The sequence below is a fragment of the Geobacillus sp. Y412MC52 genome (assembly GCF_000174795.2).
In the GTDB taxonomy this organism is placed as follows: domain Bacteria; phylum Bacillota; class Bacilli; order Bacillales; family Anoxybacillaceae; genus Geobacillus; species Geobacillus thermoleovorans.
In genome coordinates this window covers 786,132-812,911 of sequence record NC_014915.1, presented here as the reverse complement: position 1 = coordinate 812,911, position 26,780 = coordinate 786,132, and the positions used below count along the sequence as shown (strand labels likewise).

Here is a 26,780-nt window from a genome sequence, read left to right as displayed (position 1 = left end):
GCGCTTGTCCATACATTCTCTTCTCGTATTACATACACTTTTACTAATCGACAATGGATGCTAGGAGGAACTGATCTTGGCTTCGAAACGATCTCGCTTGTTGTTTGACATTTTAAGCCGTTACGACCTGACTGGAACTGAAGTCGATATCATGAAGGAACTGAAAAAAGAAAAAGTATGGCTTGTGCGAAACAAAAAAACGAGGGAACGGTACGTGCTGAAACGGCTGAGCGAAGACAAAACGAATTTTCCGATTTTGCTTCATTCAAAGCTGTACCAAGAAGGATTTCATGTCCCAAAAATCTTCCAAACGAAAACAGACCAATATTACATCCACCGAAAAGGCCATTACTACTATTTGATGGACTACATCGTCCCAAGCGGAACGAAGCCCTCTTTCCAACAACGGATCGAAGGGCTCGCCCGCTTTCATGCTCACAGTCTGTTTGCCGATTGGATCGGCCCCTGCCCTTCATCGTTTCCGGAGCCGAAAGACGTGCTGAGCGCACATCGGCAAAAAGCAGCACAGTTAGAGGAGCAGGCAAAGGCCATCGATCATGGTGACACTCTTTCTCATATAATGGAACAGATGGCCCGGATCGCTAATCAAAGTTATGCATGGCTTGAAAAAAGCAATCTAGCTGATTTTTGCCGCACAGCGAAAGAACGAAAGGCCATTTGCCACGGGGATTACAACAGCAACAACCTTTTATTGGCGGAAAACCACGAAGTCATCATGATCGACTTTGACCTCGCCTACTATGGTCTTCCGCTTGATGATTTTCGCTTTTTGCTTATTTCTTTGACGAAAAACCCGAAAAACGATGCGGTAAAACGAACGGAGCTGCTATTTGACCTTTATTTCTCCGTTTGTTCCCTGTATGCTCCATACAAAAGTGTCTATTTGGCTGATGCCATGTTTCCGCACGTGTTTTACAGCGAAACGGTCGGCCAAGAAAAGCAAAAGCGGGCGGTAAACAGCCCAGCGTCCTTGAACTTGCTCACCCGCCTCGCCGAACAGGAAACAAAAAAATTCGCATTCTTGTCCGATTTTTTCAAAAGCGAGGGATAGAGAAAAATGAAACAAACGATCGCCCACTTTCTTCATGAAAAAATGAAAATCAATCAACGTTTTATTTACAATCAAATGGTTCATTTAAAAAAATACCGCCCGATCATGATCGGGTCATTCGCCGATGACGGCAGCCATCCGTTTCCTCTCATCAACTATTATCACCTCAACGACATCGACGATTTCGGCCGCTTCGCCAAAGAACAAAATATTGTCGCCATTCACGCTCACCATGGAAAGCATGCCGTCGAAATTCTTCCGCTTTGCATCGCCCATCGCATTCCGCTTGTCGTCAGCATCCGCGGCCGCGATGGATCGGCGAAATATCAAAGCTTGCGGCGCAATCAAAAACGGTACAATTTGCTCAAACAGCACGGGGCGCTCTTTCTTCCTGTCTGCCGCTACCTTGCCAATGAACTGACCACACTAGGCTTTCCGCCGGAAAAAATCCAAGTTCTCTACGGCGGCATCGAGCTCGATTTATTTCCGTACCGAGAGCGGACGATTCCTGAGAACGGAGACATCATCATTCTCTCAATCGGCCGGCTCGTCGAGAAAAAAGGCTTTTTAACGCTCGTGCGCGCCTTTTGGCGCGTGCATGCGGTTCATCCGCGCTGCCGCCTCCGCATCATCGGCAGCGGCAAAGAGGAAGAAAACATCCGCCGGCTTGTCAGCGAGCTGAAGCTCGATCCGTTTGTCGACCTGCTGGGTGCCATGGATGCCGCTTCAATCGCCCGCGAAATGGAACGCGCCCATCTATTTTGCCTGGCGAGCGAGACCGCTTCTGATGGAGACATCGAAGGCATCCCCAACGTGTTGAAAGAGGCGATGGCAAGCGGGCTCCCGGTCGTCTCAACGAATCACGCCGGCATCCCCGAATTGATCGAACACAAACGCACCGGCTATCTCGCACCAGAAAGAGACGATCTTGAGCTAGCGAACGGCATTCGCTTTTTTCTGGAACATCCGGAACGAATTCCATCCTTCACGAAAAAAGCGCGCAAAGTGATTGAACAGCGGTTTGATATCACGAAACAAATCAAGGTGCAGGAGCGGTTGTATGATGAGTTCATCAAAAGGGGCTGACCCAAAAGGCTGTCTGCCTTCAGGATAGACACAAAATATAGTGCGAAAGAAGCGGTCAGTATGTATATATAGAGACGAAAGAGGGTGTCCCGATCCTTTTGGGACACCCCCTTTGTTGCTTAATTCTTCCCCTTTCCTTTCCAAACAGTAGAAAGGTTGTCCGACGAAAATAGGCCGCACCATTTCCAGCGTTTTAGGCGCTTGCCATGTAGCAAACCACGCTTGTCTGTTAATACGCTATAAAAGCCGGAGATTTCACGAAGGAGGCCTATTAGCATGAACATCTGCATCATTGGCGCTGGCTACGTCGGACTAACCACCGCTGCCGTCCTTGCTGAACTTGGGCATGAAGTGCATTGCATTGATCATGATGAACGGAAAATCCGCCTGCTCAATAACGGGGAAGTTCCGTTTTATGAGCCAGGGCTCGAAGAATTGATTGCCAAAAATGATCATTATTTGACGTTCAGCGGCCGCTGGGATGATATCAAACGGGCGGCCGTCGTTGTCATTTGTGTCGGCACCCCGCCGCGGCCCGACGGCGGCACCGATTTGCGCTATATTGAAGCGGTGCTCGACCGCTTGGCAACGACGATCAAATCGTACAAAACGATCGTCACGAAAAGCACCGTCCCTCCGGGGACGAATGAATGGATGCGTGCCGAGCTCATCCGCAAAGGAGTGAAACCGCAGTTGTTCCGCATCGTATCCAACCCAGAGTTTTTGCGGGAAGGGTCGGCTGTCTACGATATGTTTCACCCAGACAAAATCGTCGTCGGACTCGAACCGGATGATGACCAATCGCTTGCCGTCATGCAGGCGGTGTATGCCGGCATCAATGCCCCTTACCTCACAACGAGCCTGACCGGCGCGGAACTGATCAAATACGCCGCCAACGCGTTTTTGGCGACCAAAATTTCCTTTATTAACGAAATGGCGCGCATCTGTGACGCGTTTGCCGTCGATGTCAATGACATCGCCCGCGGGATCGGCCTCGACCCGCGCATCGGCCCACACTTTTTGCGGGCCGGCCTCGGCTATGGTGGCTCCTGTTTTCCAAAGGACGTCAAAGCGCTCGAACATGCGGCGCGCTCGCGCCAAGTGGAGCCGCATTTGCTGAAGGCAGTGCAGACCGTCAACGCCACCCAGCTTGACGTTTGCTTCCAAAAACTCAATGAGCAACTTGCCCCATTGACGGACAAAAAGATCGCCGTGCTTGGCATCTCCTTCAAGCCGAATACAGACGATACGCGTTTTTCCCCCGCTGAAGCGCTCATCCGCCGATTGAGTGAAAACGGCTGTACGGTTGCCGCCTACGACCCGAAGGCAACGCTCTCGGAGCCGCTCGCCCGTGTCACACAAGTCCAGTCGGTGCACGAAGCGATCCAAGGGGCGGATGGCTTGGTCATCGCCACCGATTGGGACGAATTCCGCACGCTTGACTGGGGGCAAGTGAAAGCGGCGATGAATGGGACGCTCGTGTTTGACGGTCGAAACTGTTTGGATCGCCATGCAGTCGAACAAAGCGGTTTGCGCTACATGGGGGTGGGGCGCCCGTGAACATTCTCGTCACCGGGGCGGCCGGATTTATCGGCTCCCATTTATGCGAAAAACTGCTCGAAAACGATGAGCGTCATGTGATTGGCGTCGACGGCTTTCTCGGACCGACGCCGGCGCCGCTAAAAGCGAAGAACATTGCCCATTTGCAGTCTCATCCACGGTTTACCTTTCTTGAACTGGATTTGTTGACAGCCGATTTGCCGTCCTTGCTGCAAAACGTCGAAGCGGTCTACCACTTAGCCGGCATGCCCGGTGTGCGAACGAGCTGGGGGACAGAGTTTGCCGCCTATGCTGCACACAACATTTCCGCTACCCAGCGGTTGCTTGAGGCATGCAAAGGCCGGCCGCTCAAACGGTTCATCTACGCTTCGACCTCATCCGTCTACGGCGAGCGGAGCGGCCCGTTGTCGGAAACGCTTGAACCGGCCCCGCTCTCCCCATATGGCATTACGAAGCTCACCGGCGAACATTTATGCCGCGTTTATTTTCGCGAGTTCGCCGTACCGATCGTCATTTTGCGCTATTTCACCGTCTATGGCCCGCGCCAGCGCCCGGACATGTCGTTTCACCGCTTCATCCGCCAGCTGCTCGCTGGACAACCGCTCACCGTGTTCGGCGACGGAACACAATCGCGCGATTTCACCTATATTTCTGACTGCGTTGATGGAACGATCGCCGCGCTCGAGCGGGATGGCGTCATTGGAGAAACGATCAATATCGGCGGAAAAGAACGAGCATCGGTCAATGAGGTGATCCGTCTGCTGGAAACGCTGACGGGAAAACAAGCGATCATTCAGTATACCCCCGCCGCCCGCGGAGAGCCGAAACAAACGTGGGCCGACTTGACAAAAGCGGAGCGGCTGCTCGAGTACAAGCCGGTTGTAACGCTTGAGGGCGGCCTACAAAAAGAGATCGAATACATCCGTTCGCTGTATGAGGGTGAGCATTCATGAAAATCGCCTATGTCTGCACGGAAAAACTGCCCGCCCCGGCAGTGCGGGGCGGGGCCATTCAAATGATGATCGATGGGATTGCTCCCTTGATCGCCCGTCGCCACGAACTGACGATTTTTTCAATCGCTGATCCGCTTTTGCCGCCTGAAGAGACAGACGGAGACATCCGCTACATCCGTTTTCCAAAAGCCACGTATGAAACGGATGTGGCACGTGCGCTGGCTGCGCACAAATTTGATGTCGTCCACGTTTTCAACCGTCCTGTTCCGCTCATCGATTACCAAGCGGCGGCTCCGCAAAGCGTCTTTGTGCTAAGTCTTCATAACGACATGTTTTCCCCGCTGAAAATTACAGCAGAACAGGCGAAGCGGGCGCTAGACGCCTGCACCTTGCTGACCGCCGTCAGTGAATACATCAAACGGACGGTGACTGAACGGTACTTGGTGAACCCGCAAAAAATCAAAGTCATTTATTCCGGAGTCGACCTTGCCCAGTACATCCCCGTCTGGACAGAAGAGGGCAAGCGCATACGCCAGGCAGAACGCGAAGCGTACGGACTCACTGATAAAAAAGTCGTTCTCTTTCTAGGCCGACTCAGCAAAGCAAAAGGACCGCATTTGCTGATTCAATGCTTGCCATCCCTTTTGGTCCGCCATCCCGAGGCAGCGCTTGTCATCGTCGGCGGAAAATGGTTCGGCGACACCGGACGAAGCGAATACATCGACTGGCTTCATGAACTCGCGGCGCCGATGGCCGATCGCGTTCTGTTTACGAATTACGTTCCGCACAGTCATATCCCCAAACTGCTCTTAATGGCCGATGTGTTTGTATGCAGCTCGCAATGGCACGAGCCGCTCGCCCGCGTTCATTACGAAGCGATGGCCGCCGGCATTCCGGTCGTGACAACCAACCGCGGCGGCAATGCCGAAATCGTCCGCCACGGCGAAACCGGCTTTGTCATCGATGACTACCAAAACCCGCACGCTTTTTTTAAAGCGATTGATTACATGCTTGTGAACAAACATGAAGCGGAAACCATGGCGAAAAAGGCAAGAAGGCTCGTTGAACAGCAATTTCAATTCCACCATGTGGCCAAGCGGTTTGAAACGGTTTATATCGAAGCATGTTCCTCCCTTTCCCCAAACCAATAAGGGCTGTCTAAGAGAAATGTTTTCGGGACAGCCTTTTTCTCTTTCTCCGATGAAATCAACCATGCCGCTCCTTGTGCATCGATCCCCAACTCGTCACACTTTCGCCGCCCCCCAGTTCGTCAAACTGCAGAGGCTTCGGGAAATATCCTCTATTTAATGAGCTTACCCAGTCCAATTTCGTTCTCCATACATATCCTAGTAGCAATCACACATATTTCGCTTCATCCATTCCCAAATACCTGACAGGAGGGATAGCATGAAAGACATCGTTATTGAACCATGGCTCGTCGATGAAACGACCCATGAATTTTTTATCCCTGAGTATATGATCCAGCTGGCAGAGGAAGTGCTGAAAAACTACGATTTATCCGTTCAAAACATGCAAATCGTTACGACAAAACCGGACAAGGGAGGAGCGATTTGGAAGCTCGAAACGAAATCAGGCCCGAAAAGTTTGAAGCTGCTGCACCGGAGGCCGACAAGGAGCCTATTCAGCCTAGGAGCACAAGAATATTTAGTGGAAGTGCGCAAGGCAAGAGTGCCGCCAATTGTAAAAACAAAGGATGGAAAAAGTTATGTCGAGGCAGGAGGAAAACTATGGTTTGTGGCGGAATGGATTGAACCGTTGACGCCAGTTACAAAGGATTTGGAAGGAGCAAGAAAGCTTTGTTATGCCCTTGGTGAATTCCATCGGCTAAGCAAAGGGTATGTCCCCCCAAAACAGGCGGAAATGGCTTCGCGGTTGCACAAATGGCCAAAAAACTATGAAAAAATGATTACGAAAATGAGCTGGTTTCGGAACATTGCCAAATACTACCCTGAAATGCCGGCAAGCCCACCGTTATTAGAGGTAGTTGACCGATTTGAAGAACAGGCGCGAAAAGGCATGGAACGATTCCTGCAATCCAGCTATGTTGAATTCGTCAAGCAAGGAACGGCTCATTGGGGGTTGGTTCACCAAGACTACGGTTGGTCCAACGGCCAAATGGGCGCGGACGGAATGTGGATTATTGATCTCGACGGAGTTGCCTTTGACCTTCCGATTCGTGATTTACGAAAACTCATTAGCGGCACAATGGCGGATTTATACAAATGGGATGCAACATGGGTGCGGGAAATGATTCTAGCGTACCATGAAGCAAATCCAATCACACCTGAATTATACGAGCTTTTGATGATTGACTTGGCCATGCCAAACGAATTTTATAAAAATATGAAAGAAGTCGTCTATGAACCGGAAATCTTTCTCAATGAACAAACCGCACAGCTCATTCAAACGATTGTCGAAACTGACCAGTCAAAGTGGCCTGTATTGGCAGAAATCGAAAATGACTGGAAAGGAATGGGATAAATATGAGGATTTTGATGGTTTGTACAGAAAAACTCCCCGTTCCCCCTGTACTCGGCGGAGCCATTCAAACGTATATTTCCGGCATTCTTCCACATGTAAGCCAATTCCATGATATTACCGTTTTAGGCATCAGCGATTCGTCGCTTCCCGAGCAAGAAACCATCCAAGGCGTTCACTACGTGCGCGTACCGGGAAAAATATTTGAAATATACCGGGAAAACGTTGTTCGTTATGTGGAAGCGAACAAGTTCGATCTCATCCATATCTTTAACCGCCCCCGCCTTGTTCTGCCCATCCGGCAGGCAGCGCCCGACGCCAAAATGACGTTAAGTATGCACAATGATATGTTTCAACCGGAAAAAATCGATCCAGAAGAAGCAACGGCGGCCATCGCAGAAGTGGCCTACATCGTAACAGTGAGCGATTATATTGGCAATGTCATCCGCAGTCTATATCCGCAGGCATCGCCAAAATTGCGCACGATTTATTCTGGAGTAGACAGCGAACGATTTTTGCCGGGAAATCATCCAAAAATGCAGAAAATACGCAACGACATTCGGCGGGCACATGGGTTGGAAAACAAAACGGTCATTTTGTTCGCCGGAAGGCTGTCGCGCAATAAAGGGGTCGATAAACTCATTCTAGCATTGCCGGAGCTGGCAAAAAAATTTAAAAACTTAGCCCTGGTGATTGTCGGGAGCAACTGGTTTAGCGAAAATGACATTACTGATTATGTCGCATATGTAAGAGCACTGGCGAAACGAATGCCTGTCCCCGTTGTCACGACAGGCTTTGTCCCACCGAATGAAATCCAAAATTGGTTTGCGGCGGCTGATTTGTTTGTATGCACCTCGCAATGGCAGGAACCGTTGGCGCGCGTCCACTACGAGGCCATGGCAGCAGGCCTTCCGATCGTAACGACCGCGAGAGGCGGCAATCCGGAAGTCATTTTCGCCAATGAAAACGGCCTTATCGTAGAAAATCCGGAGGACCCGAGTGATTTTGCCAACAAGATTGCCCAAATATTATCGGATCAATCATTGATGAGAAGAATGGGAGAAAAAGGCCGGCAGCTTGCGATTTCGATCTATCATTGGGAGCGAGTCGCTTCCGAGTTATTGGAAGTTTGGGAGCAGGCGGAGAAAACAGAACAAGCTGTAGTGAGTGAAGAACAAGCAGCCGGCATGACAATAGAACCGCTGAAAGAAGATGCAACAGAACAACTGAACCGGCCAACCCCTAAAGCGGATGCAAAAGAAAAAGTCCACTCGAAAAAGAACGCGGCAGCGTCATCCAACAAAACGAAAAAGGGAAAAGCCAAAAAAGAGCGTGCCATATCAATGGAAGACCATCAACAAACAGCCAAACAAAAAGAAGCTGCGGCAGAGCGAACTGAACTCGCGAAAAGCGCCCCAGCTCCTAAACAGCCCCAAACCGGCCGCCACATAAAACCTTTTACCATTGCAAGCGGCAACCAACAAACGCTGGACGCGCCGCCTAAAACGCATTTGAACCGCAAATTGGCTCAAGCGAAACATGACACCAAACATTTTACGATTGCAAGCTCACACTAACACGAATCGAAAATCGCCAACGAAGAAAATGACGGACATCCAAAATAAAAATGAGAATACACTCCCACAGCAAATGAAGGAAACAAACCCTCATCATCCTTTCCTGGCGCCGCAACGCATTCGGATAAAGATGTGCTTCCTCACAGGAAAGGGAAGGCATTACTGCATAAACCCGATCATCGTCACCGCGAGAAGCTGCGCGCGCCCGATGACCGTTTCGTTTCCCTGTTCATCGGCGATCGTCAACTCGGTCGCCGTGCACTTCTTTAATATGCCTTCATAGCTCTTATCCTTCATGACAAATTGGCATTTCAGCGGCGGCAAATGGCCGGGCAGCTCCGCCAAAAAGGCCAGCCGCTCGTCGAGCGCCATCGCTTGGAATTCTTTTTTGGCAAAAAATTCAGTCGGTTCCTCCTCGCCGCCTCGTTCATCGCTGGAACTTCCTTCCTCTTCCTGTTGCATTCGGCTAGTCCACATAAACGTTTCTTGCATATGCGCCGCCGCCCGCATCGCTTTTGGCTGCACAATGTAAAGCAACGGCTCCGTCTCCACAACGTTTTGTTTCCGCACGTCGATCCCCCTTTCCATGCTTGCCTTACCTTATATATGTATGCCCGTGATCTCAATAATTGCCCAAGTCAAGCAAAAAACAGCCGCTCCATCAACAGGAACGGCTGCTCGCACGTTTTTAATATCCTAAAATGTGGTATCCCGAGTCGACGTGAATAATTTCCCCGGTGATGCCGCGCGACAAGTCGCTGAACAAAAACAGCGCCGCATCGCCGACTTCTTCTTGGGTCGTCGTCCGGCGGAGCGGAGCGCGTTCTTCGATTTGCTTTAAAATCGAGTTGAAATCGCTCACCCCTTTGGCCGACAGTGTGCGAATCGGTCCAGCGGAAATGGCATTGACGCGGATGCCGTATTTGCCTAAATCGTTCGCCAAATATTTCACGCTCGCATCAAGCGACGCTTTCGCCACACCCATAATGTTGTAGTTTTGCACGACGCGCTCGCCGCCTAAGTACGTGAGGGTGACGATGCTGCCGCCTTCCGTCATCAGCTCTTTCGCCTCGCGCGCAACCGCGGTGAGCGAATATGCGCTGATATTGTGGGCGAGCAAAAAGCCTTCGCGGCTTACGTTCATATACTCACCGCTCAAGTCTTCTTTATTGGCATAGGCGATGCAATGAGCGACGCCATGGATGACACCGACTTGTTCTTTGATTTGCGCGAAACATTGAACGATGTCTTCGTCTTTTGCCACATCGCATGGCAGCAGAAGCGAACGTTCGTCCCCAAGCGTATCCACAAGCGCCCGCACCTCTTTTTCAAACCGCTCTCCGGCATACGTAAACACCAACCGAGCGCCGGCAGCGTGAAGCGAACGAGCAATGCCCCAGGCGATGCTTCGTTTGTTCGCCACCCCCATCACGACATATGTACGTCCTTCCAACGATAAGACCATTCGTTCATCCTCCCAATTATCATTTATTCTTAGCATCAGGTGTTAATTCTATTATAGGCGATGCGGCGGGCGATTTGACACTCCACACGCCTAAAGGGCGTGGGATTCTTGGGTCGTTCGCGTCCTCATCCATTTCTGGTTCAGACAACGCAAAAGCTTCAGGGGTGTGTCATCACCCCGTCCCATCGGGTTACGATGTACCCCAATGGGCGGCGCACCTGTGACCAGTGCGCTAGGTTAGGAGGCAAAGCCTGAAATCGCTTTGGCGATGTTGATCGCGCCATTCAAGTCGGCGTGGAGAGTGTATCCACACCTTTGGCATCGGAAGCGGATGCCGTTTCGGTTCGCTTTCTCTCGATGCCCGCATCGGCATGTTTGACTTGTGTAGGTCGGCTTCACCCACTCCACTCGAATGCCTGCCATTTCGGCTTTATAGGCAATCATCGTTTGCAATTGATGAAACGACCAGGAATGAAGGCTTCGCCCCGCTTCTTTGGCCGATGTTGCCCGCTTGCGAATCCCTGTCAACGCTTCCATCCGAATCACGCCAACACCGTTGGCGAGAGCAACATTCACGATTTGACGGCTGATTTTGTGATTTTGGTCCTTCATCCAGCGGGACTCTTTGCGGCCGATTTTGCGAATCATCTGGAGCTTCTTGGCTTTTCCTAATCTCCTTCGCAAAGCCGCATATCGTCGGCGAATGAAGGCGCATTGGCTCCCTTTGAAAAACAACGATTTCGTTCCCACGCTGGCCACGGCGATATAGCGAAGCCCAAGGTCAACCCCCATCACCTTTGTTTCGTGCCGCGGCTTGACTTCAAAGGTGATCGCGATCGCCAAGTACCATTTCGTTCTCTTTTTGTAGAGCTTGGCCGCCCCTTGTTTGACGGTTCCATCGAGCAGCCGATTCAGCCACGCTTCTTGATAGGGGTGCGTGACGACCGGCACGCCAATTCGCTTCTCCAGTGTGGGGAAGGAAACCGTGTAGAACGATCCTTTCTTTTCCACCTTCACGTTTTGATTGTTAAAGCAACACCATAATGTTCGAAACTTCTTTGTTTTCTGGTTTTTCTTTTGGGACTTCACTTCTCGAATCGTTTGATTCACGACGGCGGAAGGAAACCGCTGCGGCGAAAACTCCTTAAAAATTTTGCTCGTTGCTTGATTCAGCTTGGGATGATTCAACAGCCAATTCGCAAACGCGGTATTCACTTCTGTCATCCGTTCGTACATGTCTTGTTTGATTTTCGTTGGGTTGTGCAGCTCCAGCCTTAGTGTGATCGTGGGCATGGATTCACCTCCTTGTGGCGATTACAGGATACCATTTTTTTCAGGATCATTCAATATGAAGAAAGCGACTCGCTTTCATCCCACCCCTAAAGGAGTGGGCTTTCTCGCTCGCGGGTCTGTAAATGCACGCTTCCCTTTTGCCTTCCGATTCCTTCATGCTGGCGGCGGTTTTTCCCACTTTGCAAAACCGGCGCGATTCGCTAATATGGTATATGGCACATTTGAATGGAGAGGATCGTTCCATGGATCATGATCGTTTTTCCAAATCGAAGCTTGATTACCATATGCTGTTCCTTTTATTCTTGATGGCCGTCATCAGCGCCATCGCCATCCATAGCGCAGAACCGATGCTGCCGGAGAAACTGCAAAACGTCAACTTCGCTTCGAAACAGCTGCAATGGTACGCCATCGGCGCTGTCGTGATCGCCTTGACGATGATCATTGACTATGATCGGCTGTTTCAAATCGCTTGGTATTTGTATGGATTCGGGATGTTGCTGTTGCTTGGGCTGGAATTGAATGTCCCAGGATCCGTAACCATTAAGGGGGCGACGAGCTGGTACCATCTACCTGGAGGCAACTTTCAGCCATCCGAGCTGATGAAAATTTTTATGATCATCGTCCTAAGTCGCATCATCGTCAACCATCGGGAAAAATATCCCGAACCGACGATCAGCGATGATTTTAAATTGCTTGGCAAAATCGCTTTGACCGTCTTGCCGCCGCTCATTTTGCTCGCCAAGCAGCCGGACATGGGCATGTCGATGGTGTTTATGGCCATCACCGCCACCTTGGTGCTCGTTTCCGGCATCCGCTGGCGCATCATTTTCGGCATTGTCTTTTCCGGTGTAACAATGGTGGCAGTCGTTGTGTTCATTTTCTTTTATTTTCCTGATTTCTTCCATAAATACATTATTAAAGAAGATTATCAGTTGAACCGGTTTTACGGCTGGCTGGCTCCATATGAATATTCCAACGAACAAGGCTTCCAGCTCATCCGTTCGCTCATGGCCATTGGGTCAGGGGAACTGTATGGGAAAGGATTGGGCAACTTACAAGTCTATTTGCCGGAGGCGCACACAGACTTTGTGTTTGGCGTCATCTCAGAACAGTTCGGATTTGTCGGCTCAAGCATCGTCGTGTCTCTCTTTTTCTTGCTCATTTATCGCATGATCCATATTGCCTTGGAGAGCAACGATTTATACGGCAGCTATTTATGCGCCGGCGTCGCGGGCATGATTACGTTCCAAGTGTTCCAAAACATTGGCATGACGATTGGACTTTTGCCGATCACGGGGTTGCCGCTTCCGTTCATCAGCTATGGAGGAAGCTCGCTGGCTACTTATATGCTGGCGATCGGCCTCGTCTTAAACGTTCATTCGCGAACGCGGAAGTTTATGTTCTCGAGCGATGAATAAAGCCGCTTGCTGTGTCCGCAGGCGGCTTTATTTTGGCCGTCACCCGGGCCAAGGCCCCTTCTTTGTTCCACTCTCCGCCGTGGCCTCTGCTCCTTGGACAGCGCCTCCGCTCGCACGCCTTCGATGGATAGAGCAGGCTGCCTCATCTTTTCTTTTCTTTGTCGAACGGACATACTGGTAGTATAACGATTCGGGCTAGAAAGGAGCTCATCCTATGCAGGTGGACATCATCGGCGACATTCATGGCTGCTTCCGCGAATTCGCCGCATTGACGGAAACACTCGGCTACCATTGGGACGAAGGGGTGCCGATTCATCCCGACGGACGAAAGCTCGGCTTCGTCGGCGATTTGACCGACCGCGGTCCTGAATCGCTGAACATGATCGAGATCGTCTGCGCCCTTGTTGAGCGAAATTTGGCTTACTACGTGCCAGGCAACCATTGCAATAAACTGTACCGCTTTTTTTTAGGACGAAACGTGCAAATCGCCCACGGGCTTGAGACGACCGTCGCCGAGTACCGCTCCTTGCCTCCAAGCGAACAGGAGATGATCCGCCGCAAGTTCATCCGCCTGTATGAACAGGCGCCGCTGTATGCGGTGCTCGATGAGGGGCGCCTTGTCATCGCCCACGCCGGCATCCGTCACGACTATATCGGGCGGACGGACAAAAAAGTCAAGACGTTCGTCCTGTATGGGGACATCACCGGCGAAACGAACCCGGACGGGACGCCGGTGCGCCGCGACTGGGCGAAACGGTATCACGGCAGCGCATGGGTTGTATATGGCCACACGCCGGTCGAAAAACCGCGGTTTGTCGGGCGGACGGTCAACATCGACACCGGCTGCGTATTCGGCGGCGCGCTGACCGCCTTGCGCTATCCGGAAATGGAAACAGTCTCCGTTCCTTCCTCGATGCCGTTCGTTCCGGAAAAATTCCGCACGTTCTCCTAATCATCAGCGCACCGTCTGCGCGCTGCCTCGATGAGGAGCTCCATATCGTCAGGAAGCGGGGCGGAACATGTATACCAGCGCCCGGCAAACGGGTGAAAAAACGACAGCTGCCGGCTATGAAGCGCCTGGCGGCCGATCATCTCCCGGCTCCCGCCGTACAGTTCATCGCCGGCGAGCGGGTGGCCGAGATAAGCCAAATGGACACGGATTTGGTGCGTGCGCCCCGTCTCCAGCCGGAGCGAAACGTATGTATAGCCATAAAGCCGCTCAAGTACACGAAAATGAGTGACAGCCGGCTTCCCGTCTTCCCGCACTTCGCGGGCAATGATGCTGTCGCTTTGGCGGCCGATGGGGGCGTCAATCGTCCCTTCATCCTCGACGATGACGCCATGGCAAATGGCCTCATACGTGCGCACAACGTGCCCTTTTTGCTGCAATGCCGACAACAAATGATGAACGTGGCGGTGCTTGGCGACGAGCACGAGCCCGGACGTGTCGCGGTCAAGCCGGGTGACGATATGGACGGTCGAGTCGAGCTGCTGCTTTCGATAATGGTGAAGCAAGCCATTGGCGAGCGTCCCGCCCGGATGGTGGCGCGACGGAATCGTCGCCAATCCCGCTGGTTTGTTGACAACAAGGACGTAATCGTCTTCATACAGAATGTCAAGCGGCATCGCTTCTGCGTCCATCCAATCGCTTGTCCGCTCCGGCGGAAAGACAACCGACAGCGTCTCGCCGGCGCGCAGCACATGGCGGACGGTGACGGGCCGACCGTCAACCAACAGCGCCCCGCCATGGAATTTAATATCGGTAAGCGCCGTCCGCGAAATGCCGTTCTCTTGCAAAAACTGGCGCAGCAGCTTTCCGTCGTGCTGTTCATCGATGGAAAAGGTCATGGTAAACGGCGGCAATGTTCGTCACCTTTCTGATCAAAAATCTCCGTCTTGCTCATCGTGTTCCATCCACTTTTCTTTGGCGCCGCTAAAACGGAATCGGCATCCGCGCCAAAAGACCATCACCTCGCCGCAAACAGGAAGCGTTGCCTAACCAAGGAGGCGGGCTTTCCCTCAGTCGGCGATAAACGAGTCGCGCACCCGCCGCCAAAACGGAAACGGCCGAAAGCGGGCGAAACGCACCTTTTCATCGGCCACCCGGCATTGAATCGACTTCACTTCTTTATGCAACAGTGACAAATGGTCGATCGTAATTTGAAAATCGACGTGGTTGACCGGCTTGAGTAAACACGTATGGTGCGCCGGCAACACGAGCGGCGAACCGATTGTCCGAAACACGCGGTTGTTGATCGACGCCATCTCGGTCACTTGAATCGCCTCAAGCGAAGGATGCAAAATCGCGCCACCGAGCGCTTTATTGTAAGCCGTGCTGCCGGTCGGCGTCGAAATGCACAACCCGTCGCCGCGGAACCGCTCAAACAAGTCGCCGCGAATCTCGACATCCATCACAAGCGTCCCGCTGACGCACTTGACTGTGCATTCATTGAGCGCTAAATACTTTGCCTCGCTTCCGCCGTTGAGATAGCGGATCGTCACCTCAAGGAGCGGGTATTCGACCACTTGGTACGGCGTCTTGGCGATGGCGATGACGAGCTTTTCGAGTTCCTCCGGCACCCAGTCCGCGTAAAAGCCGAGATGGCCAGTATGGACTCCGACAAACGCCGTCTTGTCCAACCGATGGCAATAGCGATGGAACGCATACAACAGCGTTCCATCACCGCCAACCGAAATGACGAGATCAGGTTCCTCTTCATCGTAACGCAAGTCAAAGTCAAGCAAATACGTTTTCATTTTTTGCGCCAGAGCGTTTGATATGTCGTCGCCTTTGGACGTGATGGCGAACACGAGCGGCGCGTCCGTCCGTTTCATTGCCCTTCTCCTTTTGCTTCTTGTTTTCGAGAAAAAGCAGCCTGCGCTTCTTGAATTTCAAAGCGGATTTTCGACATCTCCTCATCGAGGCGATAGGCCGCCTCCGCGGCGCGCTGCAGCCGAACTTTGATATCTTCGGGGAAACGCCCGCTGTACTTATAGTTCAACGAATGCTCAATCGTCGCCCAAAAGTTCATCGCCAACGTTCGAATTTGAATCTCCGCCAAGATGTTTTTTTCACCGCGGATCGTCTGCACTGGATAGCGGATGACGACATGGTACGAGCGGTAGCCGCTCTCTTTTTTTTGCGTGATGTAATCGCGTTCTTCGACAATCGTAAAATCGTTGCGCTGGCGCAATAGCTCGACGACGGTCTTAATGTCATCGACAAACTGGCACATGATGCGCAGCCCCGCAATATCTTGCATCTCTTCCTCGAGACGGTCGAGCGGGATGTTTTTCTTTTGCGCCTTATCCAAAATGCTGGCAACTGGCTTCACCCGTCCGGTGACAAACTCAATCGGCGAGTGCGCTTCAATCATCTCGAATTGGGCGCGAATGCCCCTTAGCTTCACTTTCAGCTCCTCAACCGCCTGCTTATACGGGGCTAAAAACAAATCCCAATGGTTGACCATCGTACCACCTGCCTACATGTTTTCGATCTCCCACGGCTTACGTCTCTTGCTGCTCGATGGACCGCTCATCTGTCGAATTCACCGGGCCGCTCCCTATCCTAACGCGCCGGAAAGGGAACCCCCCGGCTTATTGCTCAAAAAACACGTCTTGCACCGCCTGTTCAAGCGCCTCGCCATAGTTGGCGTTGCCGCGAATATTTTCAAGCAAATAAGACAGTTCATCGTGAAACTGTTCAAGCTCAAGCGTCCTCTCTCCACATCGAAGCCAGACCGGCTCCTCGGCGTCAAGCGCCGCCTTTAGCTCAAGCCACCACGGCTTCGGAACCATGACATATAGAAAGCGGTCATCGGTTTCCAAAATGTACGCAAACGCCAACGCATCCGAGTCAACAAGCATATGGCGTTTCGGCGTCACGCGGGCAAGCGGAACCGGAGCATCATTGACATACAGCCAAAGCCGGCCGCCTTCCCGCTCCGCCCGCTCGACGATCCATTTTTCGTTCATGTTTTCTCTCCTTCCGCATCAACCATCCGCCCTTTATTTTACCATATTCACCCTATACAGGCGAAATAATTGATATTCGCCGGGAAACAGCTGATAATAGAGGGAGACGACTATCCTGTCTGAAGGGGATTCACGATGCATCAAGAAATCGAAATCGAATTAAAAAACTTGTTAACAGCAGCGGAGTTTGCTGCCGTCCGCGCCGCCTTCCGCCTTGATGATGGCGCTTTCTTCCGCCAGGAAAACCATTACTTTGACACCCCGTCATTCGCCCTGAAAGAACGAGCGGCAGCGCTGCGCATCCGGGCGAAAGAGGGACGCCTGACCTTGACGCTGAAACAAACGCGGGCGGACGGGACCATTTTGGAAATCCATGAGCCGCTTTCGCTGTCTGAAGCGGAAGCGTTGCTTGCTGGTATAGCGGCGCCGCGCGGGGCGATCGCCGATTTGCTTGCAGAACTGGGCATCAACCCACACGAGGTGCGCTGCTTTGGCTCCCTTGTCACCGACCGAGCCGAATGGCCGCATGAAGGCGGCACGCTATGCCTTGACCATAACTGTTACTTGCAAAGCGAAGATTACGAACTTGAATATGAAGTGGATCACGTGGAAGCGGGTGAAAAGCGGTTTTTGCGCCTGCTTGAGGCGCTCGGCATCCCGCGCCGCCCGGCGCCAAACAAAATCGCCCGCTTTTACGCCCGCATGAAAGAAATGGAGGAAAGACGATGACCGTTTCGCCATTAAAGCTGCTCATCGAATGGCAGGCGCTCAATGCGTTCTCACCCGGACGCTCCAGCCTGTTGCCATCGCCGGTGCCATCCTTGTTTTCAAGCTTGCTTGCCGAATCTCTCAGCCGCGGTGAGGAATCTTCTGCCGAGGCGCCTCAAGCTGCCCTAAGCGGTCAGCCCCCGGCGCCCGCCGGCCATCGCAGCGCCCCGCTCGAACATGAAGCGGGTGCTGCAACCAACTCATCTTCTTCCATCGATGCTTTAATCGCGGCGGCAGCGGAAAAATACGATGTTGACCCGCAGCTCATCCGCGCCGTCATTCGCCATGAGTCAAATTTCCGTCCCGATGCGAAAAGCCCGGCTGGAGCGCTTGGACTCATGCAGCTCATGCCAAGCACGGCAAAAATGCTCGGCGTCAACAACCCGCTTGATCCGGCGCAAAACATCGACGGCGGCGTAAAATATTTGCGCCAGCTCCTTGACCGGTACAGCGGCAATATCACTCTCGCCTTAGCCGCCTACAACGCCGGGCCCGGGCACGTCGACCGCTATGGGGGCGTGCCCCCATTTGCCGAAACGCGGGCGTATGTCGAACGCGTGTTGAAAAGCTACCGCACATAAACGAGCGGTGCTCGAGTCACTTTGTTTGAGATCCATGCGTGCTGTTGATAAAATAGCAATCAAACGACAACGAATGATTTTCAAACAAAAGGAGCATCCGCGATGGGTGAACAATGGCAAACTCTTTATGAGGCGATCGGCGGAGAGGAGACGGTTGCGAAACTTGTCGAAGCATTTTACCGTCGCGTGGCCGCGCATCCGGACTTGCGGCCCATTTTCCCTGACGATTTGACGGAAACCGCCCGCAAGCAAAAACAGTTTTTAACACAATATTTAGGCGGCCCCCCTCTTTACACGGCAGAGCATGGACACCCCATGCTGAGGGCGCGCCATCTCCGCTTTGAAATCACGCCGAAGCGGGCGGAAGCGTGGCTTGCCTGCATGCGGGCAGCCATGGACGAAATCGGCTTGTCCGGGCCGGCGCGCGAACAGTTTTATCACCGGCTCGTACTCACCGCCCATCATATGGTCAATACCCCAGATCATCTGGACAGAAAGGAGCATACCCTTGAGTGAGAAGTTTGCTGGGAAGACGACATCAACTTGCTACCCTTCCCAGCCGCTAGGCAACACGAACAAACCGCTCGAGCTGTATTTGTTTATCGATCCTTTATGCCCGGAATGCTGGGGGCTTGAACCAGTCATCAAAAAACTGACGATCGAATACGGCCGTTTTTTTACCTTAAGGCACATATTGAGCGGAACATGGGCGACATGGAGCGCGCGCAAAGGAACGAAGCCGGAGGCAATGGCCAAAGCGTGGGAGTGGGCGGCGAACCGCACCGGCATGTCATGCGACGGCAGCGTTTGGCTCGAAAACCCGATTTCGAGCCCGTTCGCCCCATCGCTCGCCATTAAAGCGGCGGAAATGCAAGGAAAGCGGGCTGGCCTTCGCTTTTTGCGCAAGCTGCAAGAACAGCTCTTTCTCGAAAAACAAAATGTCGCCGATTTGTCGGTGCTCGCCGAATGCGCCGTCAAAGCGGGCTTGGATGTCGATGAATTTTTGCGCGACATGCACTCGCCGGGAGCGGCGAAAGCGTTCCAATGCGATTTAAAAATCACCTCGGAAATGGACGTCGACGAAATTCCGACGCTTGTGTTGTTTAATGAAAACATTGAAGACGAAGGCATTAAAATTTCCGGATGCTATCCGTACGACATCTACGTCGAATTGATCGCTGAAATGCTCGGCTTCCATCCTGAACCGTCCTCTCCTCCTCCGCTGGAATCATTTTTAAGCCATTTTAAATTCGTCGCCACAAAGGAAGTTGCCGTTGTGTACAACTGGACGATCCAGGAAGCGGAAACGGAAATGAAAAAGCTGCAGCTAAAGCAAAAAGTGGAGCGGGTGCCCGTCAAACACGGAACATTTTGGCGCTATATCGATGATTCCCGTCCCTAGCAGCAGGGATGGGCGCAAGAAAAAGCCCGGCTTACGCCGGGCTTTTTCTTGTTGCCAAGACAACAAAGGGGATGGGAGAAATTGTTCACGGTCAAACAAAGGGGTATCAGGTTTTGTCTTCCGTTCACGTTTTTATCTTACCAAACGTCCAACCAAATTGGCAACCCGTTTGCTCGTTTGTTCACATTATTGTCATAATTCGCCCTGCGTCATGATCAGGCAGACAAACAGCATATAATCAACTAGGCTCTTCACCAAAAGTTGTACTTGATTTTTTCTGAACATACCCTATTTACGCTTGTGAGGGAAAATCAACAAATCAGTGATTTTTGCACATCTTTGTGCAGGAAACCGTATTGCTTGTCAAGTACATGTTGTGGTGAAGAGCCATCAACTAAAGCAAATGGGAAGAGGTGGCCATCGCCATGAAGCAGCGCATCGTCTTATCCCTTTGGGCGGCGGCATCCGCTGCCGCCTTTATTCTGAACTTGTTGGGCCTCATGCAGCTCCTTCCGCTTTGGGCGACCATGCCGCTTTTGTTTCTCTCCTTGCTTGGATTGGCAGCGACATGGAACCGCCGCCATCAGTTTCGTGGATTTCCTTCCAAACGAATGCGGCTGTAGCGCCGCATTCGTTTCATTTCTCAAGCAGCCGCTCCATCTCATCAAGCTTCTCCGCAAACACTTGGCACGCTTGGCGGATCGGCTCGGCGCTCGTCATGTCGACGCCGGCTTTTTTCAATACTTCAATCGGGTAATCAGAACTGCCGGCTTTTAAAAAGTCGATGTACCGTCTCACCGCCGGTTCGCCTTCTTCCAAAATTTGTTTACTAAGTGCAGTCGCCGCGCTGAAGCCGGTTGCGTATTGGTACACATAGTAGTTGTAATAAAAATGCGGAATGCGCGCCCACTCGAGGCCGATTTCTTTGTCCACGACAATATCATCGCCAAAATACGTTTTATTTAAGTCGTAATAAAGGGACGTCAACGTCTCGGCCGTCAATGCCTCGCCTTGTTGCGCCTTCAAATGGATCAAATGCTCAAACTCCGCGAACATCGTCTGGCGAAAAACCGTGCCGCGGAACCCCTCAAGATAATGGTTGAGCAAATAGAGCCGCTTTTTCTCATCATCGATCGTTCTCAGCAAATAGTCGTTCAACAGCGCCTCATTGCACGTCGACGCCACTTCGGCGACGAAAATTGAATAATGCGCATACGGATACGGCTGCGTTTTGCGCGTATAGTAGCTGTGCACCGAATGGCCAAACTCATGCACAAGTGTAAACAAATTGTTCACATTGTCCTGCCAGTTGAGCAAAATGTACGGATGGGTGCCGTACGCTCCCGACGAATAGGCGCCGCTTCGCTTTCCTTTGTTTTCGCGCACATCGACCCAACGGTTGTCAAGACCTTCTTTCACGATCGCCACATATTCCTCGCCAAGCGGCGCGAGCCCTTCAAGCATATATTGCTTCGCTTCCTCGTACGTCACTTCCATTTTCACTTCTTGCACAAGCGGCGTGTACAAATCGTACATATGCAGCTCATCAAGCCCAAGCACTCGTTTGCGCAGCCGCACATACCGGTGCAGCAATGGCAAATGTTCATGAATCGTAGCAATTAGGTTGTCATAGACGCTCTCCGGAATGTTGTTCGCATCCAACGCCGCTTCCCGCGCCGAACGGTAGCGGCGGATGCGGGCGAAAAAGTTGTCTTTTTTCACCGTGCCGGCAAGCGTATTGGCGAACGTATTTTGAAACTTCTCATACGTATGGTATACGGCGTAAAACGCATCGCGGCGGACGCGGCGGTCCGTGCTTTCTAAAAAGCGGATGAACCGGCCGTGCGTGACTTCGACTTCCTCGCCGTTTTCATCGATGATCGTCGGAAACGTCAAATCAGCGTTGTTCAACGCGCTGAACGTGTCGGATGTCGCCTGCATCACCTCGGCTGCCTGCGCCAAGATCGCCTCCTCTTCCGCCGACAGCACGTGCGGGCGCTGGCGCGTAATTTCGTCTAACGCGTGCGCATACAAGCGAAGCGGCTCGTATTGTTCCAAAAACGAGCGCAGCACCGCTTCATCGATCGCCAAAATTTCCGGCACGATAAACGCCATCGCGCTCGATGCTTCGCTGTACAAGCTTTTCGCCCGGGCGTCAAGCCCTTGGTAAAACGAGTTGGTCGTATCTTGATCATAGCGCATATGGGCGTATGTATACAGCTTGCCGAGGCGCATCGATACGTCATCTTGGCATTGCAATGCTTCATACAGCACTTCCGGCGATTCGCCAAGCCGCCCTTTGTATTCGCCAAGCTTTGGAATCATTGCCTTCACTTGTTTGAACTCTTCTTCCCAGGCGTCATCGGTGGGAAAAATGTCCTCAAGCCGCCACGTTTCTTCCACCGGAATCTCGCTTCGCAGCGGCAGCGACTTTTTCGCTTTCTTTTCCTCCACCGTCATCATTCCTCCTTATACAAATAATCGATACACGAATTATTATTCACCATTCCGTTCATCTTTTCCTGTTTTCTGTTCATTTTCTCCGCGTTTTGAAATTCAAGCGCCTCCCAATAGCGGCTAAGTGCTGGCGTTTGATGAATTTGCTCAAGAAGCGCAGCATCTTGATGAATCATCTGATCGACGGTCGACGGAAACGACAGCGGCTTCACCAAATGAAGCTGGTCGCCCTCTTCGCGGCGGAGATAGCCGAGCAGGCTCAACCAATGCAAATACTCGCCGACGGCCTCACGATACGTATCCCGGCCGACAAGCGGCAGCCGGCGCGGAACGAGGCGGCCGGTGCGGATTTTGTCGTCGAGCCACTGAAATAAAGATACTGCCGTTGCCGGCCGTCCAGTCTTTCCAAGAAGAAACAAAAGGACATACGTTTGCCAAATGAACGGCGCCGTCTCCCATAAATACCCGCGCGGCACTGGCCAGCCTGCTTCGGTCGGAAACAGTGACGGAACGATGCCCGCCTGGTAAAAATCAGCACAAATGCGGCGCACGGTTTGGTTCGGATAAAGCGGAAACGTCCGCCGCCATTGTTTTTTTCGTTCGAGCCATCGTTCCCAAAACTCGGATGGAAGCGGCAGCGGGCAGGAGGCCATCCAATCGGGGAACGAAAACGACGAAAGCGGAATCGAATCGACCGCGGCCAATGTTCGCTGCACCGATAGCGGCAACGGGCGAAAAAGGCGGATGAAGCGTTTCGTCTCTGGACTGTAGTACCATATATGTGGAACGACTGAATGTGGAGCGCGATGGGCAAACAACCATTGAAACCGGGAGAGCTGCACTTCCCCCGAATATTTTGGCGAACGCCGCAAATGATGGGCTCCTAACACCCACAACGGGCGGATGCCAAGGAGACGGTAGCCGTCATTGCGTTCGCGAAACAGCGATTCATCGATCGTGGAACATTGGTATTCGAGGGCATAAAGGTGTGGGCCATGGCGGAACAATATGTCAGGACGCTGCTTGATGGCGGGCAAATACGGCTCGAGCTTCGCCTCCATGCCTTGGCGAATGAGCCACGCGAACAAGTCTCGCTTCCCAGTTAAGTGACGCTCCGACTCCGGTTCGTGCTCGACCGGGCAGGCCGCCCCTTTTCGATGGGCGAAATGCGGCAAACGGTAGCGGCCCGACCGGAGCACCACTTCTTGACGGCACGCGGGACAAAAAAACGGTTCCTGTCGTTTCAGGCGCATCAGCCCCTCTCGTTCCCATCTTTCCGCCCCGGCAAGCGAAACCGTCCTGCCATCAGCTGAGAGAGCGACAAACAACATGATCACTTCCTTTCCAGTAAAAAATAGTTGTCTGTGAGCGGGAACAGCTGGAATTGTTCTCTGCTGCCCCCTTCACCGTCCGGTTCTTCCCTTTTATTCGTTGACCATCGCCGGTTTTCCTGCCCAAAGCCAAACTGCGCCGAAAAAAGTCCGCCGATTCGGCGGACTGGCGTTTACAAGCGGTTGGTTACAACAGAGGCGACAACAGCCGGGAGACCGATTCAGCGATACGCACCCGGAACGGGCGCTGTTGAAACTGTTCGTAGTCGATCATGGAAGCGTGGCGAAAATCTTCCAAAAAGTCGCGGACGAGTTTATGAATGCTGTCGGTATAATACAAAAAGGCGTTCACTTCAAAGTTTAAATGGAAACTGCGCATATCCATGTTCGCCGTGCCGATCGAGGCGAGCTCGCCATCGACGACGATGACTTTGCTGTGCAAAAACCCTTTCTCATACTCGTAAATTTTCACCCCAGCCTCGAGCAGCTCGGGAAAATACGAGCGCGAAGCGTAAAAGACAATTTTTTTATCCGGACGCTTTGGCGCCAGCAGGCGAACATCGATGCCGCTTAACGCCGCCACTTTGAGCGCCGTCAAAATGTCTTCATCCGGCACAAAGTACGGCGAGGCAACCCAAATCGATTGTTTCGCCGACGTAATCATGGCAAAATACAGCTGTTTGATCACTTCCCACTTTTGGTCCGGACCGCCGGCAATGAGCTGCACCCCGCCTTGCCCTTCCTCGACGATGAGCGGCGGCGACAAATAGTCCGGCGTCAACAAGCGTTCTCCCGTCATGTAATACCAATCTTGCAAAAAAATGAGCTGGAGCGTCCGGACGGCTTCACCGCGGATCAATAAGTGCGTATCGCGCCAAAATCCGAAATATTTGTTTTTTCCTAAATACTCATCTCCGATGTTCAGCCCGCCGACAAAGCCGACGCCTCCATCGATGACAATGATCTTTCGGTGATTGCGGAAATTGATTTGGTTGCTTAAAAACGGGAGGCGCACTGGTGAAAACGGGATCATCTCGACTCCAGCCGCGCGCAGCTCCTCGATATAGGCGTTTGACAACTTCCAACTTCCAACGGCGTCGTACAAAAAACGGACGCGCACCCCTTGGCGCGCCTTTTCCATCAAGACGCGCTTCAACTGTTGGCCGATTTCATCATGACGGACGATATAATATTCTAAATGAATATGGTGTTCCGCTTTTTCCAGTTCAGCAAAAATAGAAGAAAATGTCTCCTCTCCGTTCGTCAACACTGCCGTCTGCGAGGCGAGTGAAACCGGATGCTGGCCGATGCGATAAGCAAGGCGCAAAAGCGGACGCTGATGGGGCGCCATCGGCAGCCGCTCGACGGCAATCGGCGACGGCTCTTGAAACTTGAGCAGCACCGCCTCATCAAAATCGGCTTTCTTTTTATAGCGCCGTTGTTGCCAATAGTTGCGTCCGAACAATAAATAAAACAAAAAGCCGACAATCGGAAAGCTCCCCAGCACCGCCAGCCAAGCGATCGTCTGCGCCGGCTTTCGATTCTCAAGAGAAATGACCAGCGCAATAAAGATGACGGAACAAGACATCAATACGCTGAAAAGACCAAGCAGCTTCCCTTCCCAAAACCCGTTCGTCAATGCCAGCAACGCGCCGACAATGACGACGAGAATCGCCACTCTCGATGTGTTTCGCAACAAAACCCCTCCACCCGGCTCTTCATGATGGCCGTTTTTCTTCCGCTAACGTAGAAAACGCCGATTTCTGGCGGCGAAATCGGCGGAATGGAAACATTATGAGGCTGGAAAATACGTTTTGATCGTTTCGAGTGCATTGTCGCCCATAATTTCAGTCCCGTATTCTTCAAGTCGATAAATCGTCAGCTGGGAATCGCTTCCGTATTCCAACAGAAGGCTGAGCATATTGTCCACTTCCTGCTCGGTGTAGCGCTCGTCAAACTCCACGAACAAGTAATAGCGGCCTTCAAATTGGAACAGGCGGTTCGACAACCGAGAGAAGTCAGCGCGATGGGCCAAGGAAATGACATCCTCGATATCCTTGAACGAAAGGATGAATTGAAGGACATCTTGCTCTTCTCTCTCCTCGGCGTCCCCGTTTTGACCAAAGTGGAAATGGTGGCCGAACAGCGATTCCACCTTTTCATCAGCTGACAGCGAAAACTCGCGCCATTTCTCTTCTGGAAGCGGCAGCTCGAGCTTGCTTCCGTCTTTGGACAACTGCGCTTTCGTCACGACGACTTCAAGCCCTTTTTCGAGCGCCTGCACTTGGATCCAAAGCGGGCCATCGAGCGAAAAATCGCTTTCCCCATGAACTTCATCCATCATTTCCCAAAATAATTCTTCGCTTCGTTCCCGATTGTACCAAATTTCCTCGCGGTCAAAGCCGCGCTCCTCTATATCAACATAGGAAATGTAGAACTTCACCGTATGTTCATTGATGCGTTCGATTTCCATTTCTCAACTCTCCCTTCTAAAACAGAGAAATAAAAAAGGAAGGGATTGTGCCCCTGAAACTATTTAAATCAAAACTTATGATCTTGTACTTTTATTTTATGATAAAAAGCGAAAGAAGGGAAATAAAAAAACGCATTTTTAAAAATTGGTTATGAAACCGGCCATGCCCTACTATAATGATGATGAACACGGACGGAATGAGGGACGCCTATGGTGGATGAATACATCGTTTCCATCTTGCTGATTATCGGCATTGATGTCATTCTTGGCGGGGACAATGCGGTTGTCATTGCGCTAGCAAGCCGCAACTTGCCGGAACAAAAGCGGAATATGGCCATCATTGTCGGCACCGCGCTGGCGATCGCTGTTCGCATTGTCTTGACGGTGGCCGTCGTTTGGCTGTTGACGATTCCGTTCTTGCAGCTCGCTGGAGGCGTCGTCCTCTTTTGGATCGCCTTGAAACTGATCGGGCAAAAAGACGAAAAACCGACTATGATCAAAGCCGAACCGTCGCTTTGGAAAGCCATCCAGACGATCGTCGCCGCCGATGTCGCCATGGGTCTTGACAACGTCATCGCCATCGCTGGAGCGGCTCAAGGCCATATCGGACTTGTTGTGTTCGGTTTTCTCTGTTCCGTTCCTATCATCATTTTAGGCAGCAAAATCATCCTTTATGCCATGGAACGGTTCCCGATTCTCATTTATGCCGGCGGCGCCCTCTTGGCGTACACCGCTGGAAAGATGATCGCTGCCGAAGAGCGGTTGCGCCCGTTTTACCCCCCGAATGGGGAGGCGCTGTTTCCAATGGCGGCGGCCGTTCTTGCTGTTTTGCTCGGCTTGGCGGCCCACCGCCGGTCGCGCGCCGCATAA

At 52.2% G+C, this 26,780-nt stretch carries 26 protein-coding genes; 15 read left to right on the top strand and 11 right to left on the bottom strand.

The window, feature by feature from the left end:
- Positions 1 to 76: 76 nt before the first annotated feature.
- From GYMC52_RS04120 to GYMC52_RS04090, 7 genes are all read left to right on the top strand, one after another.
- Complete coding sequence (locus tag GYMC52_RS04120; protein ID WP_013523185.1) at positions 77 to 1,072, top strand: aminoglycoside phosphotransferase family protein; 996 nt, start codon at positions 77 to 79, stop codon at positions 1,070 to 1,072.
- Positions 1,073 to 1,078: 6 nt separating this feature from the next.
- Positions 1,079 to 2,158, top strand: coding sequence for a glycosyltransferase (locus GYMC52_RS04115; RefSeq protein ID WP_013146053.1), 1,080 nt, complete (start codon positions 1,079 to 1,081; stop codon positions 2,156 to 2,158).
- Between the two features lie 276 nt (positions 2,159 to 2,434).
- Positions 2,435 to 3,718, top strand: coding sequence for a UDP-glucose dehydrogenase family protein (locus tag GYMC52_RS04110; RefSeq protein WP_013523184.1), 1,284 nt, complete (start codon positions 2,435 to 2,437; stop codon positions 3,716 to 3,718).
- Complete coding sequence (locus GYMC52_RS04105; protein ID WP_013523183.1) at positions 3,715 to 4,671, top strand: NAD-dependent epimerase/dehydratase family protein; 957 nt, start codon at positions 3,715 to 3,717, stop codon at positions 4,669 to 4,671. Before GYMC52_RS04110 ends, GYMC52_RS04105 begins: the two co-directional genes overlap by 4 nt.
- On the top strand, positions 4,668 to 5,822 hold the full coding sequence (locus tag GYMC52_RS04100; protein ID WP_013523182.1) for a glycosyltransferase family 4 protein: 1,155 nt from the start codon (positions 4,668 to 4,670) through the stop codon (positions 5,820 to 5,822). The genes GYMC52_RS04105 and GYMC52_RS04100 overlap by 4 nt, the downstream gene beginning before the upstream one ends.
- 256 nt (positions 5,823 to 6,078) lie before the next feature.
- On the top strand, positions 6,079 to 7,173 hold the full coding sequence (locus GYMC52_RS04095; RefSeq protein WP_013523181.1) for a CotS family spore coat protein: 1,095 nt from the start codon (positions 6,079 to 6,081) through the stop codon (positions 7,171 to 7,173).
- Positions 7,174 to 7,175: 2 nt separating this feature from the next.
- Positions 7,176 to 8,747, top strand: coding sequence for a glycosyltransferase family 4 protein (locus tag GYMC52_RS04090; protein WP_041469371.1), 1,572 nt, complete (start codon positions 7,176 to 7,178; stop codon positions 8,745 to 8,747).
- A gap of 159 nt (positions 8,748 to 8,906) precedes the next feature.
- Here the strand turns inward: GYMC52_RS04090 and GYMC52_RS04085 are convergent, their stop codons facing one another.
- The 3 genes from GYMC52_RS04085 to GYMC52_RS04075 all read right to left on the bottom strand — a co-directional run bounded on the left by GYMC52_RS04085 (position 8,907) and on the right by GYMC52_RS04075 (position 11,505).
- Complete coding sequence (locus GYMC52_RS04085) at positions 8,907 to 9,317, bottom strand: CotO family spore coat protein (RefSeq protein ID WP_013146059.1); 411 nt, start codon at positions 9,315 to 9,317, stop codon at positions 8,907 to 8,909.
- Positions 9,318 to 9,435: 118 nt separating this feature from the next.
- Positions 9,436 to 10,212 (bottom strand): enoyl-ACP reductase FabI, encoded by a 777-nt coding sequence (gene fabI, locus GYMC52_RS04080; RefSeq protein ID WP_011230335.1) that lies wholly within the window; start codon positions 10,210 to 10,212, stop codon positions 9,436 to 9,438.
- A gap of 237 nt (positions 10,213 to 10,449) precedes the next feature.
- Positions 10,450 to 11,505 carry an RNA-guided endonuclease TnpB family protein gene (locus GYMC52_RS04075; protein ID WP_013523179.1) on the bottom strand — a complete coding sequence of 352 codons (1,056 nt, stop codon included), beginning with the start codon at positions 11,503 to 11,505 and terminating at the stop codon, positions 10,450 to 10,452.
- Between the two features lie 242 nt (positions 11,506 to 11,747).
- On the opposite strand from GYMC52_RS04075, the gene GYMC52_RS04070 reads away from it, so the two are divergent.
- Both GYMC52_RS04070 and prpE read left to right on the top strand, forming a co-directional pair.
- A complete protein-coding gene (locus GYMC52_RS04070; protein WP_013146061.1) occupies positions 11,748 to 12,923 on the top strand; it encodes an FtsW/RodA/SpoVE family cell cycle protein in 1,176 nt (391 codons plus the stop codon).
- Between the two features lie 214 nt (positions 12,924 to 13,137).
- The gene (gene prpE, locus GYMC52_RS04065; protein WP_013523178.1) at positions 13,138 to 13,875 is read left to right on the top strand and encodes a bis(5'-nucleosyl)-tetraphosphatase PrpE; all 738 of its coding nucleotides are present in this window, start codon (positions 13,138 to 13,140) and stop codon (positions 13,873 to 13,875) included.
- On the opposite strand, the gene GYMC52_RS04060 is transcribed toward prpE, so the two are convergent.
- The 4 genes from GYMC52_RS04060 to GYMC52_RS04045 form a co-directional block, all read right to left on the bottom strand.
- Positions 13,872 to 14,786 (bottom strand): RluA family pseudouridine synthase, encoded by a 915-nt coding sequence (locus GYMC52_RS04060; protein WP_013523177.1) that lies wholly within the window; start codon positions 14,784 to 14,786, stop codon positions 13,872 to 13,874. The two genes, prpE and GYMC52_RS04060, sit on opposite strands and share 4 nt — an antisense overlap.
- Before the next feature lie 156 nt (positions 14,787 to 14,942).
- Positions 14,943 to 15,758 (bottom strand): NAD kinase, encoded by an 816-nt coding sequence (locus tag GYMC52_RS04055; protein WP_011230331.1) that lies wholly within the window; start codon positions 15,756 to 15,758, stop codon positions 14,943 to 14,945.
- Positions 15,755 to 16,393 (bottom strand): GTP pyrophosphokinase, encoded by a 639-nt coding sequence (locus GYMC52_RS04050; protein ID WP_011230330.1) that lies wholly within the window; start codon positions 16,391 to 16,393, stop codon positions 15,755 to 15,757. The genes GYMC52_RS04055 and GYMC52_RS04050 overlap by 4 nt, the downstream gene beginning before the upstream one ends.
- 127 nt (positions 16,394 to 16,520) lie before the next feature.
- Complete coding sequence (locus GYMC52_RS04045; protein WP_013523176.1) at positions 16,521 to 16,898, bottom strand: hypothetical protein; 378 nt, start codon at positions 16,896 to 16,898, stop codon at positions 16,521 to 16,523.
- Positions 16,899 to 17,033: 135 nt separating this feature from the next.
- Here GYMC52_RS04045 and GYMC52_RS04040 point away from each other — a divergent pair, with 135 nt between their 5' ends.
- The 5 genes from GYMC52_RS04040 (at position 17,034) to GYMC52_RS04020 (ending at position 20,272) form a co-directional block, all read left to right on the top strand.
- Positions 17,034 to 17,627: a CYTH domain-containing protein gene (locus tag GYMC52_RS04040; protein WP_011230328.1), complete on the top strand. Its 594-nt coding sequence runs from the start codon at positions 17,034 to 17,036 to the stop codon at positions 17,625 to 17,627.
- The gene (locus GYMC52_RS04035) at positions 17,624 to 18,247 is read left to right on the top strand and encodes a lytic transglycosylase domain-containing protein (protein WP_011230327.1); all 624 of its coding nucleotides are present in this window, start codon (positions 17,624 to 17,626) and stop codon (positions 18,245 to 18,247) included. The genes GYMC52_RS04040 and GYMC52_RS04035 overlap by 4 nt, the downstream gene beginning before the upstream one ends.
- 102 nt (positions 18,248 to 18,349) lie before the next feature.
- Positions 18,350 to 18,763 (top strand): hypothetical protein, encoded by a 414-nt coding sequence (locus tag GYMC52_RS04030; protein WP_011230326.1) that lies wholly within the window; start codon positions 18,350 to 18,352, stop codon positions 18,761 to 18,763.
- Complete coding sequence (gene spxH / locus GYMC52_RS04025; protein WP_011230325.1) at positions 18,756 to 19,649, top strand: ClpXP adapter protein SpxH; 894 nt, start codon at positions 18,756 to 18,758, stop codon at positions 19,647 to 19,649. The genes GYMC52_RS04030 and spxH overlap by 8 nt, the downstream gene beginning before the upstream one ends.
- A 425-nt stretch (positions 19,650 to 20,074) precedes the next feature.
- Complete coding sequence (locus GYMC52_RS04020; protein ID WP_013523175.1) at positions 20,075 to 20,272, top strand: hypothetical protein; 198 nt, start codon at positions 20,075 to 20,077, stop codon at positions 20,270 to 20,272.
- A 13-nt stretch (positions 20,273 to 20,285) separates the two neighbouring features.
- On the opposite strand, the gene pepF is transcribed toward GYMC52_RS04020, so the two are convergent.
- The 4 genes from pepF to mecA all read right to left on the bottom strand — a co-directional run bounded on the left by pepF (position 20,286) and on the right by mecA (position 25,910).
- On the bottom strand, positions 20,286 to 22,109 hold the full coding sequence (pepF, locus tag GYMC52_RS04015; protein WP_013523174.1) for an oligoendopeptidase F: 1,824 nt from the start codon (positions 22,107 to 22,109) through the stop codon (positions 20,286 to 20,288).
- A complete protein-coding gene (locus GYMC52_RS04010; protein ID WP_013523173.1) occupies positions 22,109 to 23,437 on the bottom strand; it encodes a competence protein CoiA in 1,329 nt (442 codons plus the stop codon). Before GYMC52_RS04010 ends, pepF begins: the two co-directional genes overlap by 1 nt.
- A gap of 187 nt (positions 23,438 to 23,624) precedes the next feature.
- The gene (gene cls / locus GYMC52_RS04005; protein WP_013523172.1) at positions 23,625 to 25,133 is read right to left on the bottom strand and encodes a cardiolipin synthase; all 1,509 of its coding nucleotides are present in this window, start codon (positions 25,131 to 25,133) and stop codon (positions 23,625 to 23,627) included.
- Between the two features lie 96 nt (positions 25,134 to 25,229).
- Positions 25,230 to 25,910, bottom strand: a complete 681-nt coding sequence (mecA, locus tag GYMC52_RS04000; RefSeq protein WP_013523171.1) for an adaptor protein MecA — start codon at positions 25,908 to 25,910, stop codon at positions 25,230 to 25,232.
- A gap of 210 nt (positions 25,911 to 26,120) precedes the next feature.
- Here mecA and GYMC52_RS03995 point away from each other — a divergent pair, with 210 nt between their 5' ends.
- Positions 26,121 to 26,780 (top strand): TerC family protein, encoded by a 660-nt coding sequence (locus tag GYMC52_RS03995; RefSeq protein WP_013523170.1) that lies wholly within the window; start codon positions 26,121 to 26,123, stop codon positions 26,778 to 26,780.